This is a genomic window from Candidatus Nitrosocaldus islandicus, from assembly GCF_002906215.1.
Taxonomy (GTDB): Archaea; Thermoproteota; Nitrososphaeria; order Nitrososphaerales; family Nitrosocaldaceae; genus Nitrosocaldus; species Nitrosocaldus cavascurensis.
Map to the genome: position 1 here is coordinate 50,451 of NZ_CP024014.1, position 17,360 is coordinate 67,810.

General features: G+C 43.2%; 19 protein-coding genes. 12 read left to right on the forward strand and 7 right to left on the reverse strand.

Annotated elements, in window-relative coordinates; all coding sequences use genetic code 11:
- Positions 1–42 precede the first annotated feature (42 nt).
- Positions 43–693 (forward strand): hypothetical protein, encoded by a 651-nt coding sequence (locus CRG89_RS00260; RefSeq protein WP_103286407.1) that lies wholly within the window; start codon positions 43–45, stop codon positions 691–693.
- A gap of 35 nt (positions 694–728) precedes the next feature.
- Here CRG89_RS00260 and CRG89_RS00265 read toward each other — a convergent pair whose 3' ends face one another.
- Positions 729–1,475, reverse strand: a complete 747-nt coding sequence (locus tag CRG89_RS00265; protein ID WP_174672470.1) for an endonuclease III domain-containing protein — start codon at positions 1,473–1,475, stop codon at positions 729–731.
- A gap of 44 nt (positions 1,476–1,519) precedes the next feature.
- Here CRG89_RS00265 and CRG89_RS00270 point away from each other — a divergent pair, with 44 nt between their 5' ends.
- The 4 genes from CRG89_RS00270 (at position 1,520) to CRG89_RS00285 (ending at position 6,668) form a co-directional block, all read left to right on the forward strand.
- Positions 1,520–2,758, forward strand: a complete 1,239-nt coding sequence (locus CRG89_RS00270) for an aconitase X catalytic domain-containing protein (RefSeq protein WP_197706641.1) — start codon at positions 1,520–1,522, stop codon at positions 2,756–2,758.
- Positions 2,748–3,176, forward strand: a complete 429-nt coding sequence (locus CRG89_RS00275) for an aconitase X swivel domain-containing protein (RefSeq protein WP_197706640.1) — start codon at positions 2,748–2,750, stop codon at positions 3,174–3,176. The genes CRG89_RS00270 and CRG89_RS00275 overlap by 11 nt, the downstream gene beginning before the upstream one ends.
- Positions 3,177–3,495: 319 nt before the next feature.
- Positions 3,496–4,080 (forward strand): AsnC family transcriptional regulator, encoded by a 585-nt coding sequence (locus CRG89_RS00280; RefSeq protein ID WP_103286408.1) that lies wholly within the window; start codon positions 3,496–3,498, stop codon positions 4,078–4,080.
- Positions 4,081–4,184: 104 nt separating this feature from the next.
- Positions 4,185–6,668, forward strand: coding sequence for a heavy metal translocating P-type ATPase (locus tag CRG89_RS00285; protein WP_158648633.1), 2,484 nt, complete (start codon positions 4,185–4,187; stop codon positions 6,666–6,668).
- 53 nt (positions 6,669–6,721) lie between these two features.
- Here the strand turns inward: CRG89_RS00285 and CRG89_RS00290 are convergent, their stop codons facing one another.
- The gene (locus CRG89_RS00290; protein WP_103286410.1) at positions 6,722–7,741 is read right to left on the reverse strand and encodes a rhomboid family intramembrane serine protease; all 1,020 of its coding nucleotides are present in this window, start codon (positions 7,739–7,741) and stop codon (positions 6,722–6,724) included.
- Between the two features lie 89 nt (positions 7,742–7,830).
- On the opposite strand from CRG89_RS00290, the gene CRG89_RS00295 reads away from it, so the two are divergent.
- From CRG89_RS00295 to CRG89_RS08510, 5 genes are all read left to right on the forward strand, one after another.
- Complete coding sequence (locus tag CRG89_RS00295) at positions 7,831–8,010, forward strand: 2-hydroxymuconate tautomerase (RefSeq protein WP_103286411.1); 180 nt, start codon at positions 7,831–7,833, stop codon at positions 8,008–8,010.
- A 116-nt stretch (positions 8,011–8,126) separates the two neighbouring features.
- Positions 8,127–8,990, forward strand: a complete 864-nt coding sequence (locus CRG89_RS00300; protein WP_197706639.1) for a carbon-nitrogen hydrolase family protein — start codon at positions 8,127–8,129, stop codon at positions 8,988–8,990.
- Between the two features lie 135 nt (positions 8,991–9,125).
- Entirely contained in the window at positions 9,126–10,280 is a 1,155-nt protein-coding gene (locus tag CRG89_RS00305) for a thiolase domain-containing protein (RefSeq protein ID WP_103286412.1), read from the forward strand.
- Positions 10,281–10,303: 23 nt separating this feature from the next.
- Entirely contained in the window at positions 10,304–10,723 is a 420-nt protein-coding gene (locus CRG89_RS00310; protein ID WP_103286413.1) for a Zn-ribbon domain-containing OB-fold protein, read from the forward strand.
- Between the two features lie 92 nt (positions 10,724–10,815).
- A complete protein-coding gene (locus CRG89_RS08510; protein WP_158648634.1) occupies positions 10,816–10,971 on the forward strand; it encodes a hypothetical protein in 156 nt (51 codons plus the stop codon).
- 159 nt (positions 10,972–11,130) lie between these two features.
- Here CRG89_RS08510 and CRG89_RS00315 read toward each other — a convergent pair whose 3' ends face one another.
- Both CRG89_RS00315 and CRG89_RS00320 read right to left on the reverse strand, forming a co-directional pair.
- On the reverse strand, positions 11,131–11,331 hold the full coding sequence (locus tag CRG89_RS00315) for a hypothetical protein (RefSeq protein ID WP_103286414.1): 201 nt from the start codon (positions 11,329–11,331) through the stop codon (positions 11,131–11,133).
- Positions 11,332–11,340: 9 nt separating this feature from the next.
- Positions 11,341–11,694, reverse strand: a complete 354-nt coding sequence (locus tag CRG89_RS00320; protein ID WP_148695090.1) for a Rieske (2Fe-2S) protein — start codon at positions 11,692–11,694, stop codon at positions 11,341–11,343.
- Between the two features lie 54 nt (positions 11,695–11,748).
- Here CRG89_RS00320 and CRG89_RS00325 point away from each other — a divergent pair, with 54 nt between their 5' ends.
- Complete coding sequence (locus CRG89_RS00325) at positions 11,749–12,699, forward strand: NAD(P)/FAD-dependent oxidoreductase (RefSeq protein ID WP_103286416.1); 951 nt, start codon at positions 11,749–11,751, stop codon at positions 12,697–12,699.
- Between the two features lie 51 nt (positions 12,700–12,750).
- Here the strand turns inward: CRG89_RS00325 and CRG89_RS00330 are convergent, their stop codons facing one another.
- The 3 genes from CRG89_RS00330 to dps all read right to left on the reverse strand — a co-directional run bounded on the left by CRG89_RS00330 (position 12,751) and on the right by dps (position 15,112).
- Positions 12,751–13,191 carry a helical membrane plugin domain-containing protein gene (locus CRG89_RS00330; protein WP_148695089.1) on the reverse strand — a complete coding sequence of 147 codons (441 nt, stop codon included), beginning with the start codon at positions 13,189–13,191 and terminating at the stop codon, positions 12,751–12,753.
- Positions 13,192–13,254: 63 nt separating this feature from the next.
- Positions 13,255–14,430: an NAD(P)/FAD-dependent oxidoreductase gene (locus tag CRG89_RS00335; protein WP_103286418.1), complete on the reverse strand. Its 1,176-nt coding sequence runs from the start codon at positions 14,428–14,430 to the stop codon at positions 13,255–13,257.
- A 100-nt stretch (positions 14,431–14,530) separates the two neighbouring features.
- Complete coding sequence (gene dps / locus CRG89_RS00340) at positions 14,531–15,112, reverse strand: DNA protection during starvation protein (RefSeq protein WP_103287834.1); 582 nt, start codon at positions 15,110–15,112, stop codon at positions 14,531–14,533.
- Positions 15,113–15,326: 214 nt separating this feature from the next.
- Between dps and nrdD the strand changes: the two genes are divergently transcribed.
- The gene (gene nrdD / locus CRG89_RS00345; RefSeq protein WP_425430392.1) at positions 15,327–17,345 is read left to right on the forward strand and encodes an anaerobic ribonucleoside-triphosphate reductase; all 2,019 of its coding nucleotides are present in this window, start codon (positions 15,327–15,329) and stop codon (positions 17,343–17,345) included.
- Positions 17,346–17,360 lie beyond the last annotated feature (15 nt).

Genomic DNA, 17,360 nt, shown 5'->3' on the forward strand with positions numbered 1-17,360 from the left:
GTGAATGGATCTAGGATTCAGTCTATTGCTCTGACTCTAACCTTGGTTATACTCTTACTTGTCCCTATACATACAATCCATGCTCAAGATGGAGGAAGGAAGGTTGATAAGATTGTTATACCATTCGATGCAGCAAACAGCACAATAGATGCTCCTTCCCTATACAGGTTCAAGGATAAGCATATAGCAAACTGGATACTCACTATAAGTAATAACCTCATCTACAACCCAGAGAATGATGATGCCAAGGTGATCCTAAGGTTCAGGAACACATTCAACACCAACGAGTTCCTTGAGGTAGGTATGACAGGAGTTGATAGAGTGCTATGGTTTGCTGTGAAAAAGGAGAGCATTGGATACATGACCATGTACAGGAACAGCAATGCATGGTTCCCTGAGCGAGCAATAATGATGACCTATGCTCAAGGTGAGAGGCTTAGTGTTAATAATGGGCAGAGGATAGTGGTTGATAGGCTCAACATAGAGCAGTTCGCAATAGATGGTGTAGAGGTTTATGGAAGAGATGGTATAGATGCTCCATACAGTGCTCTTGCAGGGGTTATAACCATAGAGATTGTATCTGGCAACCCATTGGATAATCCAATAATGAGTATACCATTCATAATAACTGGGGCTGTTGCTGGTATAGTGCTAATCCTTCTAAGGTTCAAGAGGAGGGAGAAGGATGCCTGATAAGCATACAGAGTAGTAAGAAGATCGTATTATTATTAGGATGATGATGTTGCTTGTTGATTAGATCCATGCTTACTGCTACTACTACTGCTGCTGTTGCTACTGCTCTTCCCCATATAATACTTGCACATATCTTTAAGCAAGCATAAGTTGCATAGAGGTGCTACTGGCCTACATACATTCTGTCCAAACATAACGAATGTATCGTTTATCCTCTTCCAGTACAAGATATCAACCTTCTCCATAAGCATATGCTCAGTCTCCTCCACACTCCTACTAGATACTAAGCCTAATCTATTGGCTATCCTATGCACATGTGTATCAACTGGTATGGCAGGTTTATCAAACGCATACACTAGAACACAGTTTGCAGTCTTCCTGCCAACACCTGGTAACCTCATCAACCCTTCAAGGGTATTTGGAACATCCCCGTTGTACTCATACGCAATTATCCTTGCAACCTCCTTGATCCTTCTAGCCTTGACCCTATAGAACCCTGCTGGTCTTATGAGTTGCTCTATCTCCTTTGCATCTGCATCTGCAAGTGCCCTAGCATCCCTGAACCTAGAGAATAGGTTCCTTACAGCTACCCTTGTATTCTCATCCCTTGTCCTTGCTGAGAGTATGGTTCCTATGAGTATCCTAAGAGGATCCCTACCCTCTTCCTCCTGTAACTCCCTCAATGCTGTTAGCCTTGATCTTAAGGCTGAGCCTCCAGAGCCCATAGCCTCAAGCCTCTTCATCGTCTCATGCATGAGTTCCAGTACCCTTCCTATATCCATACTCCCCTATAGGCATAAAGGCTTTTAATAGATATGCTGGTAAGATGCATATGCAACTAAGCAAGGAAGAGGAGGATGCACTTGATGGTAAGTATGGCGATGCTTTAGCAGTAGCATACAGGATACTCTTTGCAATAGGGAATGCTATGGATGCTGATAGACTTGTACCTGTAAGATGGGCACACATCTCTGGCGTTAACTACAACACCATTGGGGATGCTGGGCTAGCATTCCTTGAGAGGATAAGCAAGGATGCACTAGCAAACAATGTCAAGGCTAAGGTTATGAGTACCCTTAACCCCATGGGCTATGACCCAGTTAAAGGTTATGATGATGATAGGTTCGTTGAGAAGCAGGAGAGGATAAGGAAGGCATACGAGGCTATGGGTATAATAGGATCATACACATGCATACCATATGAAGTATTCCCCATACCTGCTAGGGGGGAGCATGTATCATTTGCTGAGAGCAATGCTGCAATATATGCAAACTCTATGCTTGGGCTTGTTACAAACAAGGAGAGTGCTCTTAGCGCACTTGCAAGTGCATTAACAGGTAAGACACCCTACTCTGGTCTAAGGGTTGAGGAGGCTAGAACCGCTCGTACTATGATAGATGTTAAGCATGATATCAAGGATGAGGTTGATGCTGCATTGCTAGGCTACTTTGCTGGCAAGGTAAATGAGCAGTGCATATCGTTCAGGTTCTCTTCAGTACATGATAAAGGATCATCATCTTCTATTGGTGTGGATGGAAGAGCAAGGATCAACGCTAAAGCATTATGCTCAGCCTTGGGTACATCTGGCTCTGCTGGCATGTTCATTATAACTGAGACTGCTACTGCTTATTCTACTGATGATGGTACAAAGCATAGGATAGAATACACAACTAGGGATGCTATCATGGTTAAGGATGAATTAAGTGATGAGGATGATGGCGATGCTATAGTCTTTGGGAGCCCTCAACTAGGGCTTAACGAACTTGGGATGCTTGCAAGCATGCTTAAGGGTAAGAGGTTCAAAAAGCGTTGCCTACTCTTCTGTGCAAGATGTGTGTATGAAGAGGCAAAGCGTATAGGCTACATGGATGCTATAGAGCGTGCTGGTGCAGAGGTTTACTCTGACTGCTGCTCATGCCTAACACCATTGATAAGCAGGGATGAGGTTGACTCTGTGATTACAAATAGCGTAAAGGCAGCATACTACCTTAAGAACTGGAATAGAGTTGGTGTATGCCTGAAGAGCATGAGGGCAATAGTTGGGGATGAGTGTTATGATGTATAGTATGAGGTGCAAGAGCATAGTCAAGGGTTATGGAGAAGGTTATGCTATAGCAAGTGCACAGCCTATAAACCTCTTAAGCATAGATGCCAATGGCAAAGTTAACGATTCAGCACATATGCTCAATGGCAAGAGCATCGCTAACAGGGTTCTGGTATTTCCAAATGCTATAGGTAGCAGCGTTGGTGCATACAGGTTGTATGCTGCAAAGGTTAACGGCAAGGCTCCAAATGCAGTTGTATGCTCAAAGGCAGATATAATAACAGCATCAGCATGTGCAATATCCAACATACCCTTGGTTGAGTGTTATGAGTTTGATATGCTTATGAAGTTATGCAGTAACAGGGATGTGGTTGCTACAGTTGATGCTACAAACGCTCTGATAACGTTAAGTGTCAAGGATGGAGTTAGAGATAGATAGATAAAAAAAGAAAGAAAGAAAAGAAGGAAGAAGAGAGAAGAAGGAGGAGGAAGAGGGAGGAGGGAAAAAGGAGAGATTGTAGGCTACAAACTTTTGCTAGGCTTTAAATAACCAGTTATCCCACATATATTGAGAGGGATATTACATTACGTATAGTAAGGTTTGAATATAACATATACAATATCAGTATCAGATGGGCGATCTGACCCGAGAGGGGATGAAGAGAATCAACCAACTAACTAACATTATCCATATTAAGTAAGAACCATCTACTATAGTATCCTATATAAATATGAAGGTAACATGATAGGATGATAGCATGCCAGTAAATCTGGATGATGTTGATAGGAGGTTGATCATCCTACTAATGCAGGATGGTAGACAGTCCTTCAGAAGGTTGGCAAGGAGTTTAGGTGTGAGTACACCAACAGCAAAGGCAAGGTACGATAGGCTTGTAAGGCTTGGGATAATAAAGAGGGTATCTGCCATCATAGATACCTCTATGCTCAACAATGTCAGTGCTCTGCTATACATCAAGGCAAACGATGTACAGGGTGCAATAGCGACTATGAAGGAGATGGAGGAGATAAACTCCATACTCCTAACATCTGGGGATACAAATGTAGTGGTCAAAGCAACGCTAGATAGTGTAGAATCTCTAGGAGGGCTCATGGCAAAGTTATCTGGTATCCCTAAACTACAGATAATCTCAAGCCAGATAGTAACTAAGATCATCAAGGATGAGCAAGTAATCCCTAGGTTAACAAGTGTAAAGTTGGAGTGCCATTACTGCAAGGGCAGCATTACAGGAGAGCCAATAGTGCTTGATGGTATATACTACTTCTGCTGTACATCATGCCTTAGGTTATTCAGTTCAGAGAGAGGCATAGCAACACCCCATTAACTGATGGATGCTTAGATTATATTTACAACTGTCAACCAATCTTGCATAAAACCTGCTGCATGATAACGGATGCATTTAATTACAAATACTGTAAATATTATATCATGAGCAAGGATGGTGCTGGTAGAGGCATGAGTACAGCTGGTAGAAGCAGGAGGGTAGTGCTAAGGATAGGGGGTATGCACTGTGCAGGTTGCACAAGGGCCATACAAGGCTACCTAATGGATATGGAGGGTATCAAGGGTTGTGATGTCAATCTAGCAACTGAGAAGGCTGTTATAGAGTATGATCCAGCAACGATAAACCTAAGGAGGATAGAGCAGGCAATAGAGGAGGTTGGTTACAAGGTTGTGTATGAGAAGGTTAGCCTCCATGTTAGCATGCTTACAGATGTTAGTGATGCTGTTAGGCTTGAGGGCATACTCAAGGGTATTGAAGGGATAAGGGATGCATCTGTAAACCATGTCAGTTCAAGGGTTACGGTAGAGTACAATCCAGCACTCATCTCCATAGCAGAGGTTAAGGCAGTGCTGGATGAGCATGGATACAAGGTTGTAAGTGAGGATGTGTACTCTGCTGAGGATGAGGATGCAAAGGTGTTGAGAAGGCTCTTCCTAATAGGCTTGGTATTGACAGTACCAGTGGTGCTCTACAGTTACCCAGAGTACATTAGCCTACCATTTACTGGCACAAGCATCACAGCGTACATCATGCTTATACTAGCAGGTACAGTGCAGTTCCTAGTTGGGAAGAGGTTCTATGTTGGAGCATACAGGATATCAAGGATAGGCTCTGCAAACATGGATACTCTAGTTGTAGTAGGCACAACAGCAGCCTACATATTCAGTGTAATTAACACGGTACCAGAGCCATTATGGCACTCAATCTACTACGATGTATCATCTGTTGTAATAACCTTCATCATTCTAGGCAAGTACCTTGAGAGTAAGAGTAAGAGTAAGGCATCATCCTTGATAAGGAAGATGCTTGAACTACAACCAAAGAAGGCAAGGGTTATCAAGGATGGGGATGGAGGGGTAGAGGAAGAGGTGCCTGTTGAGTCTATAAGGGAAGGGGATGTTGTTCTTGTCCATCCAGGTGAGAAGATACCAGTTGATGGTACCATCATCAAGGGCTACTCTGCAGTTGATGAGTCAATGGCAACTGGGGAAGCAATGCCTGTTAGCAAGGGTCCAGGGGATGAGGTTATAGGAGGAACTATAAACAGAGAAGGTTCACTACTGATAAAGGCTACAAGGGTTGGGAGCGATACATTCCTTGCACATGTTATAAGGCTTGTTGAGGATGCAATGGGTAGCAAGCCACCAGTACAGATGCTTGTTGATAAGGTTGCTGGCTACTTTGCATTCATAGTTATGGGCATAGCAGTTGCAACCTTCCTTGTATGGTATGCACTAACTGGTGTTGTGGAGCAAGCACTCATACCTACTGTTGCTGTGCTTGTTGTTGCATGCCCATGTGCCCTAGGACTAGCAACCCCAACCGCAATAATGGTTGGGATGGGCAAGGGTGCACAACATGGCATAATATTCAAGAATGGCAAGGCTCTTGAGATGCTCAGCAGGGTAGATGTTGTAGTATTCGATAAGACTGGAACGCTAACCCATGGAAGACCAGTGGTTACAGATATTATACCCTTGAGTAGTGCAATAATGGTTGATGGTGCTGGTGCAGATGATGGTAGCGGTGCTTATCTAAGGGATATGCTTGAGGCTGCTGCATCCCTAGAGAGGAACTCAGAGCACCCATTGGCTAAAGCAATAGTTGAGAAGGCTAGTAGTATGGGTATAATGCCCAAAGAGGTTGAGGACTTCAAGGCAATCCCTGGAAGGGGTGTGATGGCAAGGTATAGGGGGAGAGAGATCATGGTAGGGAGCCCAAGGATGCTTGAGAGCATGGGTATAGCAATTGATAATTGGAAAGGGAAGATATCAAGCCTTCAGGATGAAGGGAAGACTGTAGTGCTTGTATCTATTGATGGTAAGCCTTCTGGCATAATAGCGTTTATGGATGAGCCTAAGCAGAGCAGCATTGATGCTGTGAATATGCTCAAGAGCATGGGTATAGATGTTGTTATGCTAACTGGAGATAATAGGAGGAGTGCAGATGCAGTTGCAAGAGTACTAGGGATAGAGCATGTACTTGCAGAGGTTATGCCAGATGGCAAGATAGATGCGATAAGGATGGTACAGGCTGAGGGGAAGAGGGTAGCAATGGTTGGGGATGGTATAAACGATGCCCCTGCACTTATGCAGGCAGATGTAGGCATTGCCATGGGTAGTGGTACAGATATTGCTATAGAGGCTGGGGATGTTATACTTGTAAGGAATGATCCAATTGGAGTAGCAACAGCAGTAGAGTTGAGCAGGAAGGTGATGAGCAAGATAAGACAGAACCTAGTCTATGCATTCATGTACAATGTAGCACTCATACCAGTTGCTGCTCTTGGCTTGCTCTACCCAGCACTTGCAGGGCTTGCTATGGCTGCAAGTTCAGTATCTGTAACGATGAGTTCACTTCTTATGAAGAGATGGATGCCAAAGAGTAGAAGAAGTATGGGTAGGTAGAGACATTTTATAATAAGACTCTATGGTATTCACTTCTTCTATCTACTATCTATTTAGAGCCTAGTGAACCTTACACGCAGTATCCCGTTAATGTACTGCACTGACTCTGGCTGCTCATTAACACCAACCCTTAGTATTGCTCTACCTGAATACCTCCTATACCCATCCTCTGATAGAGCATCTATGCTTACTATACTGTTATCCATAACGCTTATTGAGATTGTACGCTCATCTACTCCAGGCATCTCAGCAAGCAACTCTACATACCTGTTTGTAACTATCCCCTCTATCCTTAATGGCTTTAGTATATGCTCCCTAGCAGGATACCTCTCATACTCTGAGTGCTGATTGCTTATGCTTGGAACCCTGGCCCTTATACCTGCGCTTATCCTTCTTATCAAATACTTGTACGCAAAACCAAATGCAAGCCCAGCAACGAACCCTCCTATATGCGCTAGGTATGCTACTCCCCCACCAGCACCAAACGCTGCTGCTATCAACTGGTATATGAACCATAGGAAGAGGTATGCAAATGCAGGTATCCTCGTTGTTGTTATGAAGAAGAAGAATATCAGTGTTACAATCCTTGCATGAGGGAACATCACCATGTACGCTCCTAGCACTCCAGATATTGCGCCAGAGGCACCAACAGCAGGTATGAGCATCTGCTCCCCTCCAACGCCCATTGCCCATGCTAGATGTGCCATTGCAGCAGCAAAACCCCAGAATAGGTAGCATGCAAGGTACTTTGCATGACCAAACCTATCCTCTATGTTATCCCCAAATATCCAGAGGAAGAGCATGTTACCAAGTATATGCATTATGCTACCATGCATGAACATTGATGTTAGTATGGATATACCAGCATCGATGAACTGAGCATTGCTAACATCATCAAGGAACCTTGCTGGTACAAACCCATGGTTAAGGAAGAGCGTTATAGTTGCTCTTTGATCCATGAAGAACCTTGTTACAATAACCTCCCATATGAATACGATGAAGTTAACTGCTAACAGTGCATAGTTAACGTAAGGTCTAGTTGTTCTAGGATTCTCATCATAGAGTGGGAACATCCATATAACTGCTGCATAACACTATTTATATTATGGGTTAGAGGGAAGGCAGAGCATGGTTATTATTAAAGGTTTGTATTCAAGCATACATGCCTCTAGTAACCATATCCCTATGGCCTGGAAGAACACAGCAGCAGAAGGAAGAGCTTGCAAAGGCTATAACAGATGCAATAACCAAGGTTCTGGGTAGCAAAAAGGAGCATGTGATAATAGTCTTTCAGGATATACCTAAAGAGAACTGGTATGTTGCAGGGAATCCTTTGACATAATAAATGTTAGCAGAAGATCATCATGCGCTAATTCAACCAATAAACAACAAACAAGCAAACCAATCAACGATCCACCAACAATCAAATATTATTTATTTAATGGTGAGCAACTAACTATGGCTATGAATAGTGATGAAGGGAAGAGGAGGAGGGTAGCAGTTGTACAGTTCAGATCATCTGTTAGCAAGGAGGAGAACCTAGAGAAGGCTCTTCATTACATAGATGAGGCAAGTAGAGATGGTGCATCCCTTGTAGCCTTTCCAGAGTTCACCATGGCATACTCACCTGAGGAGCAGAGTGCAGATACCCTCTACCATATAGCAGAGGGCATAGATGGTAACTTTGTATCAAGCATAAGGGAGAGGGCTAGGATGGGTAGAGTTGATGTTGTAATAACGATGTATGAGAGGGGCTTGCATAGCAATAAGGTATATGATACTGCACTTCTCATAGATAGCAATGGAAGCATAAGATCTGTCTACAGGAAGGTACACCTGTACGATGCCCTTGGCTTCAAGGAGTCAGCAAAGCTTCTAGCAGGTGATGAGATAGCATTGCCTGTAGATGCACCAATAGGTAGGTTAGGCATGATGATATGCTATGATGTTAGGTTCCCAGAGATGTCAAGGATACTTGCACTCCTTGGGGCAGAGGTATTGATCATACCCTCAGCCTGGGTTCAGGGTAGGATGAAGTATGAGCATTGGCAGACTATGCTTAGGGCAAGGGCTATAGAGAATGGATGCTATGTCATTGCTCCAGATCAAGTAGGCAACATATACATAGGGCATAGCATGGCTATAGATCCCTTTGGAGGCATAATGCTGGATATGGGTGAGAGGGATGAAGGGCTTGGCATTGTTGATGTTGATGTAAAGCATGTGTATGAGGTTAGGAGCAGGCTACCATTGCTAAGAAACAGAAGGGTGGATGTATATGCTAGGTATTCAGATACAATGCAGAGATACGTGTATGAATGATGGATAGGCTAGTGCTGATTGATGATGAGCATAGACTAACTAAATATTGCTTATAATTGATGCTAACTAAATGCTGTTATAGATATGCAGGGTAGTTTACTTACGTTTTTATATATGGTGAGGGGATAGGTTAACGTGAACAAGGTTTGTGTTATAGGTGCTGGTAGCACTAGGTATGGCAAACTCAGCGAGGGTATAGTTGAGTTGGCAGTGAATGCATCTAGAGAGGCTATAAAGAGCGCAGGAATAGAGGTTAGGGATGTACAGTATGCATTCATATCCAACGTATTTGGTGTTGCAGATAAGCAGGTTCATCTAGCCCCTGTTATAATGAGTGATCTAGGGATTGCTAATGTTCCAGGGCTAACAGTAGAGTCAGCATGTGGGAGTGGTTCAATAGCATTCAGGGAGGCATATGCTAACGTTGCTGCTGGCTTCTACGATGTTGTGTTAGTTGTTGGGGTTGAGAAGGTAACCCATACAGGTACTGCAAGATCAACCACACTCTTCTCATACTGCTCAGACTTCTTCTATGAGGGAGGTAATGGTGTATCATTCCCAGGGCTATTTGCATCAATGGCTAGAGCATATATGCACAAGTACAATGCAAGTGAGGAGGATCTAGCACTTGTTGCTGTGAAGAACCATGAGCATGGGCTTCTTAACCCCAAGGCGCATCTAAGGAAGAGGATAACTGTTGGGGATGTTCTAGAGTCTCCCCCAGTAGCAAGTCCATTGAAGCTCCTTGACTGCTGCCCATTCTCAGATGGTGCTAGTGCTGTGATACTTGCAAGTGAGGAGTATGCAAAGAGCCATGGTCTAGAGTATGTAGAGGTTATAGGTTCTGGAAGGGGGGCATCACCAGCAACCCTCCAGGATAGAGAGGATATAACCACAATACCAAGCACAAGGGCTGCTGCTCAACAAGCATTCAAGCAGGCAAGGATAGAGCCTAAGGATGTTGACTTTGCTGAGGTTCATGACTGCTTCACAATAGCAGAGATTGTGGATATTGAGGATCTTGGCTTCTTCCCCAAGGGCAAGGGGGTAGAGGCTGTTAGGCAAGGGATAACTAGGCTTGGAGGTGAACTACCCATAAACCCCTCTGGTGGTCTAAAGTCAAAGGGTCATCCCATAGGTGCAACTGGTGTTGGACAGGTTGTTGAGGTGTATGAGCAACTACTTGGAAGGGCAGGGGAGAGGCAGGTTAAAGGTGCAGAGATAGCATTAACACACAACTTTGGTGCAACTGGTGCTAGTTGTGCAGTGCATATATTCAGAAGGGCTTAGGATGGGTGGGTAGAGGTAGTTAGATGGGTAGGTGTATGATGATGAGTATTAGCAGGGAGGAGTTTGTAGCAAAGTTGAAGGAGGGTAAGGTACTCCTCTACAGGTGCAGGAGGTGCAATAATCTGCAGTTAGCAACAATAGTATTCTGTAGGAAGTGTAACTCTGATGAGTTTGAGGTTGTGGAGGAGAAGGGTGAAGGTAAGGTTGTTACATTCACCATACTCTATGTGCCTCCTGAAGGTTATGAGAAGTACGCTCCATATGGCTGGGCTGTGGTTAGACTTGACTCTGGAGTGAACATCTCTGGCTTCATAGATGTCAAGTCTGCTAAGGATCTACCACTCAACTCTAGGGTTAAGATAGTAGACTATGATGGTAGGGGTATAGTGCTAAAGGCTGAGGATAATACTAGTAATAGCAATAGCAGTAGCAATAGCAAGTAAGCAAACTCTATTATTTTAGGTTAAACTATCTTGATAATATTATAAAGTATGATTGCCTACATCTCTTATTGCCCCTTATGAGAAGATAAGGTATGCCTATAGAGATCATATGCAGCAAGTGTGGTGCACTGCTATCTACCATCTCTATATTGAAGCCAGTAAAGGATATCATGAAGAACGGTAATAGATGTCCATCATGTGGTGCACTGCTTCTAGCAGACTTCGTTATAGAGGTTACAAGATTCTAACAAATTATTTACATTTCCTATCCTTCTATGCTATAATCTTACAGTTAAGTGTATTAAAAACAACAATTACAACAACACTAATTAATTAATTTCATCTACCAATTAACTACTACCATTAATGCTGCTGCTATTATGATATGTTATTTGGCTGCTATTAATCTACTCAACCACCCTTGCAAGCATTATGTTCACTTCTCTACCATCATCAGAGAGATCAACCTGCATCCTCATCCTGCTTGATATCCTAAGCCCATATGGTGCTGAGTGTATGACTGCAACTATCCTCCCGCCATCCCATACCTCTACCATGTACTCATCCCTCCTGCTACCATACTCTACTGCCAATCTGAACTCTACCATTGAGTATAATTATACATGCATATAGATATATCCATCCTCTCCAACATCTACCCTATACACCCTTAGATCACCAGACCTGTACCACTCTGGATCCTGTTCAGGCCAATTATTCCCATTGTGCCATGGCTTTATCTTAACCAACCTTCCAGTATCTATATCAAACTCAAACCCATGCAGAGGGCAGACTATATTGTTATCGTTGAAATGCCCTCTATGTAGATAGGCATAGCGATGGGGGCAGTGTGCATCACATGCAAATACCCTACCATTATGCTTCCCTACAACATACTCTCTCCCATCAACCCTAACCAGCACCATTGACTCATCCTTTACATCCTCTAACCTGCATACCCTTACAGGCACACCAGAGAGAGATTGCAAGGAATTTTTAAATGTTGATGATAGTATGATGTGTATATGTATGATGTGATAGTCGTTGGAGGGGGTGCTGCTGGCCTTACTGCAGCACTATACACTGCAAGACAGGGTATGAGCACACTTGTGCTTACAAAGGATATAGGAGGACAGGCAATACTTACACCAAGCATAGAGAACTATCCTGGATTTGAGAGTATAAGCGGGCTTGAGTTTGCAGAACGTGTAAAGGAGCAGGCAGAGAGGTTCAATGCTGAGTTTAGGTATGAGGAGGTTAAGGGTATAGAGGCTGCAGAGAGTTACTATCTAGTAAGGAGTACCATGGATGAGTATGAAACCATCTCAGTGATACTTGCATTTGGGAAGACACCTAGGGATCTTAACGTTCCTGGAGAGGCAAAGCTTGTAGGCAAGGGTGTATCATACTGTGCAGTATGCGATGCTCCCCTCTACAAGGGAAAGAGGGTTGCTGTAGTTGGTATAGGTGATCCTGCACTAGATGCTACGCTCATGCTATGCAGTATAGCAGAGAGAGTGTACCTTATAAGCAGGAGTTCAGCACTTATAGGGCATGAGGATCTTATGGGTTCATGCTCAAATGCTAGGAACGTTGAACTACTCTTACGTGCAAACGTGCTTGAGATAGTTGGTGATAACAGGGTTAAGGGTATAAGGGTAAAGGATGCTCAAGGTATAAAGGATATAGAGGTTGATGGGGTATTTATAGAACTAGGCTACATAGCAAGGACAGAGTGGCTAAAGGGATTGGTTGAGTTGAATGAGAAGGGTGAGATAGTTGTTAACAAGAACCAAGAGACATCTAGAGCAGGGATATTTGCTGCTGGTGATGTAACAGATACACAATTCAAGCAACTTGTGATCTCTGCTGGAGAAGGCGCAAAGGCTGGACTTGCAGCATACAACTATGTTCAGAGGCTTAAGGGCAAGCCAGTTGTAAGGTCTGACTGGAAGACACTCCTAAGCAGTAAATAGATTGATTGATTGATACAAATAAAATAGAGGATAAATATTCTATCTCTATCTCTAACCCTTGCTAGAGATGCTCTTCAACATACTCCTCATAGCACTCATAAGTGCAAAGATCTCAGGACTCCTCATTAGAGCAAGTAACTCCATTATGCTAGCCTTCTTCTTTGGTGCCTTGATCTCCTCATACATGAGATTCAAGCCTTTAGGTAACTTCTCTGCAATCTCAAAGAGCATAGGTTGGTCTATCCTGCTGAGCATGTAGAGTAGCATCATTAGGTTCCCTATGGCAGCCATCATCTCTGCTCTAGCCATGTAGTTGAAGCCCTCATCAAAACCCTCAGCAAGCCCTTCTAATGCTGCAAGCATACCACTCTCCTTAAGCCTTGATAGTGTCCTAAGCAGGCTCTCTATAGCATCAGAGTTATCTGCAAGCATATCCAGCAGTCTTATCACCTTCTCAGCCTTCTCCTCTGGTATGTTTAGTGTTAGTGCCATAATACTCACCCACCTCATCCATCCATCTATCTCATCTTACTCAATTCCATTACTTTCATCCTCCTATCTACCAAAGAGTTCTGCAAACCACATCCTCTCGAATGCCATCTTTATTCCTCTGAATGCCTTCATACCTCCAAGCATCCAGCACTCTGGGTACTTTGCCTCTCCAGCAATCACCTTTGAGAAGTCACAGAATACAGCAGCACCAGCATACCCTATATCCATAACACATATCCCGCTCCTGTTGTAGTTCATTGCCATGTATGCACCAGATAACTCATCTGCAATCTGCGTAGCTATGTAATCTCCTTCAAAGTGTGCAAATACACCAGCCATGCCTATACCTAGGGTAGGTGCTATTATATCCCCTAATCCAAATACATCATCGTATCTAGCGTTCCTTAGGTTCTTCCTTGCTACACTCATGTATCCAGTTGCCCCATCAGCAATATCGCTCTCAGCAACTGCCCTAGGTGGCATGTGTGGTGGTATAACCACTGCAAGATCATAATCTAGAGCATCCCCATCCTTTGCTACTATCCTCTTCCTCTCCCCATCTATGTGATCTACCTTCCAGTTGCCATGGAACCTTATCCTGTACTGCTCTAGGAAGTTGCTGAATGCTTTCTGCATGAATGGGCCGAATGGCTCCATTGGAATGTTCCAAGCAGGGTGGAATATGCTTATCTCTGTTCTATCATCAACACCCCTCTGCTCTGATAGGTAGCGGAGCATCAATGCAAGTTCAAATGGTGCTGGAGGGCATCTGTATGGCATTGATGCTACCCCTACTACTATCCTTCCTCCCTTGAACCCAGCAAGAGCATCCTTGAACCTTAAGGCATCATCCAACTCCCATGTATGGTATGCATGCTCCATACCCTTAAGCATCTCAGGTCTCAACTCTGCGCCAAGTGCAACAACAAGATAGTCATAATCAAGCATCTTTGTACCTCCACCTCCATCATCTACACTAACCTTCCTATCTGCTGCATCTATGGACTTGACTGAACCGTTAAGGAAGTTTATGCCCTTCCTCTCTAGTAGGATGAGTTCTCTCCTAATATCATCTGGCTTCCTTGTACCCATGGCAAGCCAGAGGTAGGATGGTCTGAACTCATGGTACCTATTCTTATCTACAAGGGTGATGCTTACCTTATCCTTGAGCATCTTACTTAGCCTTGAGGCTACAACAACACCACCTGCTCCACCTCCAAGGATCAGTATCCTCTTCATAAATATACTACTATAAGCATGCTAATATCACTTATCTCAATTCTCATCCATAGTAATATGATAAGCAAACTTTAGTTACAAAAGAAAAGAAGAGTGTGGTTTAACCGTGTATGGTTCTTAGATGCTGTCCAGCGTGAGGAGATTCACCTATGAACCTCCTCCTAAAGTGCGCAGATGGTCTACCATAGAGGAGTTCAAGGAACCATGCCTCATGCTCTATCTCCTCCTGCATTATCCTCTGTGCAATATCATATGTCCTTGGGTCCTTACCAAAGGTCATCTCACATACAGCTGCCCATGACTTTATTGCACACTGCTCTGCAGCAAGAAGAACCTTTATTATCTCCTTCACATCTCTCCAGTTCTCTGGCAACTTTGCATCTGGGCATGCTGCCTTGTTTGCAAACTCCCTTATATCCTCTGGAAGGGATCCTCCCAACTCATATATCCTTGGAACCATAGCCTCAAAGTGGTTCCTATCCTCTATCCTTGCATCCTCCACAATCTCCTTTATACCTTCACCATCAAGGCCTACACAATGCATCCTTAGGATTGTGTAGTAATAATAGGTTGTGAACTCTGCGCTAACCCCTGCTATGAGGAGATCGAGCAACTTCTTAACATCAACCCCTGCCTGCTTTATAACCTGTACTGCAACAACATCCTCCTCCTTAACCTGCATAGTCTTGGCAGGATCTCCACTCTTGCTCATACCATAGATAACTGTAGAAATGATTTAAACTTTATCATGTATGTTAGATGCTTTCAATCTAGTCAAGTTTCATAGCATCAATGGATAAAACTATTTTACAAAGGTACTTTAATATGATGAGTGCTACCCATGGGTGATGGGATTGACTAATGATTATGCTGAGAGGGGTGATGGAAGTAACAATATCAATAGTAATAGCAACAGCATCGAGCCAGTCCCTAAGCGTGTTAAGATGATATTCTCCGTTATGGCAAATCCAAACAGGATAGATATACTAAGGATACTAAACTCAAAAGGTTCACTCACATACTCTGATCTAAAGGCGCAGGTAGGCTTCAAATCCAAGAAGGAGAGTGGTAAGTTTGCCTACCATCTAAGGAAGCTCTTGAAGCACTCACTTGTAGCATTGAATAGGGCTGAGAGGAAGTATGTGATAACCAACAAGGGCAAACTCATACTTAACCTAACTAGGCAGATAGAGGAGAGGTCTGTTATGGAGAGCGGGAATATATATGTAAGAACAAAGGATAGGATAGAGGAGTTCAATACCCACAAGGTAACCCAGTCCCTTGTAAGAGAGACTAATATGCCACCAGAACTTGCACAGAAGATAAGCGAAGAGGTTGAGAACAAGGTTCATAGGATGCAGGGAGTATATCTTACAACACCTCTCATAAGGGATATAGTAGGTTCCATACTCTTGGAGCATGGACATGAGGATTACAGGGAGAGGTTCTCTACCATAGGCATACCATTATCGGAGATGGCTAGCATGCTTGCTAATAAGAGTTATGATATAGGTATGTTGATGAACAACATGGCTGATGCATTGCTCAAGGAGTACCATCTCTTCCATATACTACCAAAGGATATAGCAGATCTGCATCTCTCAGGTGATATAAATATAGCAAGCTTGAGTTGTTGGAGCATGATGCCAGATACCATCTTTGTTAACATCAAGGAGTTGCTTGATAACTACAACGAGAGCGGTAATAGCAAACCAAGGTTACATAGCATAGATGGAATAGATGATCCATTCATAAAGGTTGGCATATTATGCAGCATAATTAGCAGGTATGCAGCGGATGAGGTTGTAGTGTATGGGATATCTGATGTGTTGGATGATGGTACAAATGGGATAACAGGAGATAAGTTTGCTAGAATGCTTATGATTATATCATCATCCATTACAAACTCAAGGATATCGTTTGTGCTTAGAGAGTTCTTTGATAATAAGGGTGTTGCTGGTGAACTTTTAGATGGTTATGCTTACTATGTTAAACATGCCCAACTTCCTAAAATCTCTATCGTGCTTCCCAACCATAATCATGATGGTGATGGTAATACACTCATCGCTGAGTATGTTGATAAGATTGTTGATATATCATCTATGGGTGGATCTATAGCAGTAAGCGATGGACTTGCAGGATCTAACGGGTTGAGGTGCAACAGTGAATGTACAAACCTTGTACTACATTCACTCTCAATAAACCTGCCTAGACTTGCATATGAGTCTAATAACGATGAGATATACTTTAGGGCAAGGCTTGTACTGCTACTCAAACCCATACTAACAGCACTATCCTCTAGGAAGGCTATGGTTGAAGATTCTCTGAAGCATGTACTACCCTTCCTCTCTGATGGCTCTGTGATGGATACAAGCATGGTTATAAACATGGTAGATCTACAATCATCCATATCTAATGTTCTTAAGCATGATGATATGGTAGATGTAGCAAGGAAGGTTAGAAGGACGCTAGTTGATAAGAGCAGGGAGATGGGGTATGGTATAAGCATAGCAATGATCGATGATGGAAGTGCATCAAGACTTGCTAGACTTGATGTGGAGAGGTATGGCAGGTTACCTACTAATGGGAGTGATTACATGCATGGTGTAGAGGTACATGCTGAGGATATGCCTAACCTTGATGCAAGTTACTACACCAACATAGCAGCGTTAAGCAGTATATTCGATGGTGGTATAACAACAACCCTAGATGTAAGCAATGTTAACCCTAGTGTTGCAAGGAATGCTATAACTCATGCTATGAATATGTTTAGTTTCTTTAGGATAGTAAGCAGGGGGGTAAGGGTATGCAATAGGTGTGGTTCAAAGTTCAGTACTGCTAGCATAACTGCTATGAAGGGTAGTAGCGCTAATAGATGTCCAAACTGTAATGCGCCTATTATAAGTATCAAATAAAGTATATCTCTTATC

Coding starts and splice junctions, on each gene's coding strand:
- CRG89_RS00265 (WP_174672470.1), bottom strand. CDS start 1,475: ATGGATATAGGAAGGGTACTGGAACTCATGCATGAGACGATGAAGAGG.
- CRG89_RS08510 (WP_158648634.1), top strand. CDS start 10,816: ATGCCTATAGAGATCATATGCAGCAAGTGTGGTGCACTGCTATCTACC.
- CRG89_RS00275 (WP_197706640.1), top strand. CDS start 2,748: ATGATGTATAGTATGAGGTGCAAGAGCATAGTCAAGGGTTATGGAGAA.
- CRG89_RS00335 (WP_103286418.1), bottom strand. CDS start 14,430: ATGAAGAGGATACTGATCCTTGGAGGTGGAGCAGGTGGTGTTGTTGTA.
- CRG89_RS00295 (WP_103286411.1), top strand. CDS start 7,831: ATGCCTCTAGTAACCATATCCCTATGGCCTGGAAGAACACAGCAGCAG.
- CRG89_RS00285 (WP_158648633.1), top strand. CDS start 4,185: ATGAGCAAGGATGGTGCTGGTAGAGGCATGAGTACAGCTGGTAGAAGC.
- CRG89_RS00280 (WP_103286408.1), top strand. CDS start 3,496: ATGCCAGTAAATCTGGATGATGTTGATAGGAGGTTGATCATCCTACTA.
- CRG89_RS00315 (WP_103286414.1), bottom strand. CDS start 11,331: ATGGTAGAGTTCAGATTGGCAGTAGAGTATGGTAGCAGGAGGGATGAG.
- CRG89_RS00310 (WP_103286413.1), top strand. CDS start 10,304: ATGGGTAGGTGTATGATGATGAGTATTAGCAGGGAGGAGTTTGTAGCA.
- CRG89_RS00290 (WP_103286410.1), bottom strand. CDS start 7,741: ATGTTCCCACTCTATGATGAGAATCCTAGAACAACTAGACCTTACGTT.
- CRG89_RS00330 (WP_148695089.1), bottom strand. CDS start 13,191: ATGGCACTAACACTAAACATACCAGAGGAGAAGGCTGAGAAGGTGATA.
- CRG89_RS00270 (WP_197706641.1), top strand. CDS start 1,520: ATGCATATGCAACTAAGCAAGGAAGAGGAGGATGCACTTGATGGTAAG.
- CRG89_RS00325 (WP_103286416.1), top strand. CDS start 11,749: ATGTATGATGTGATAGTCGTTGGAGGGGGTGCTGCTGGCCTTACTGCA.
- dps (WP_103287834.1), bottom strand. CDS start 15,112: ATGCAGGTTAAGGAGGAGGATGTTGTTGCAGTACAGGTTATAAAGCAG.
- CRG89_RS00300 (WP_197706639.1), top strand. CDS start 8,127: ATGGCTATGAATAGTGATGAAGGGAAGAGGAGGAGGGTAGCAGTTGTA.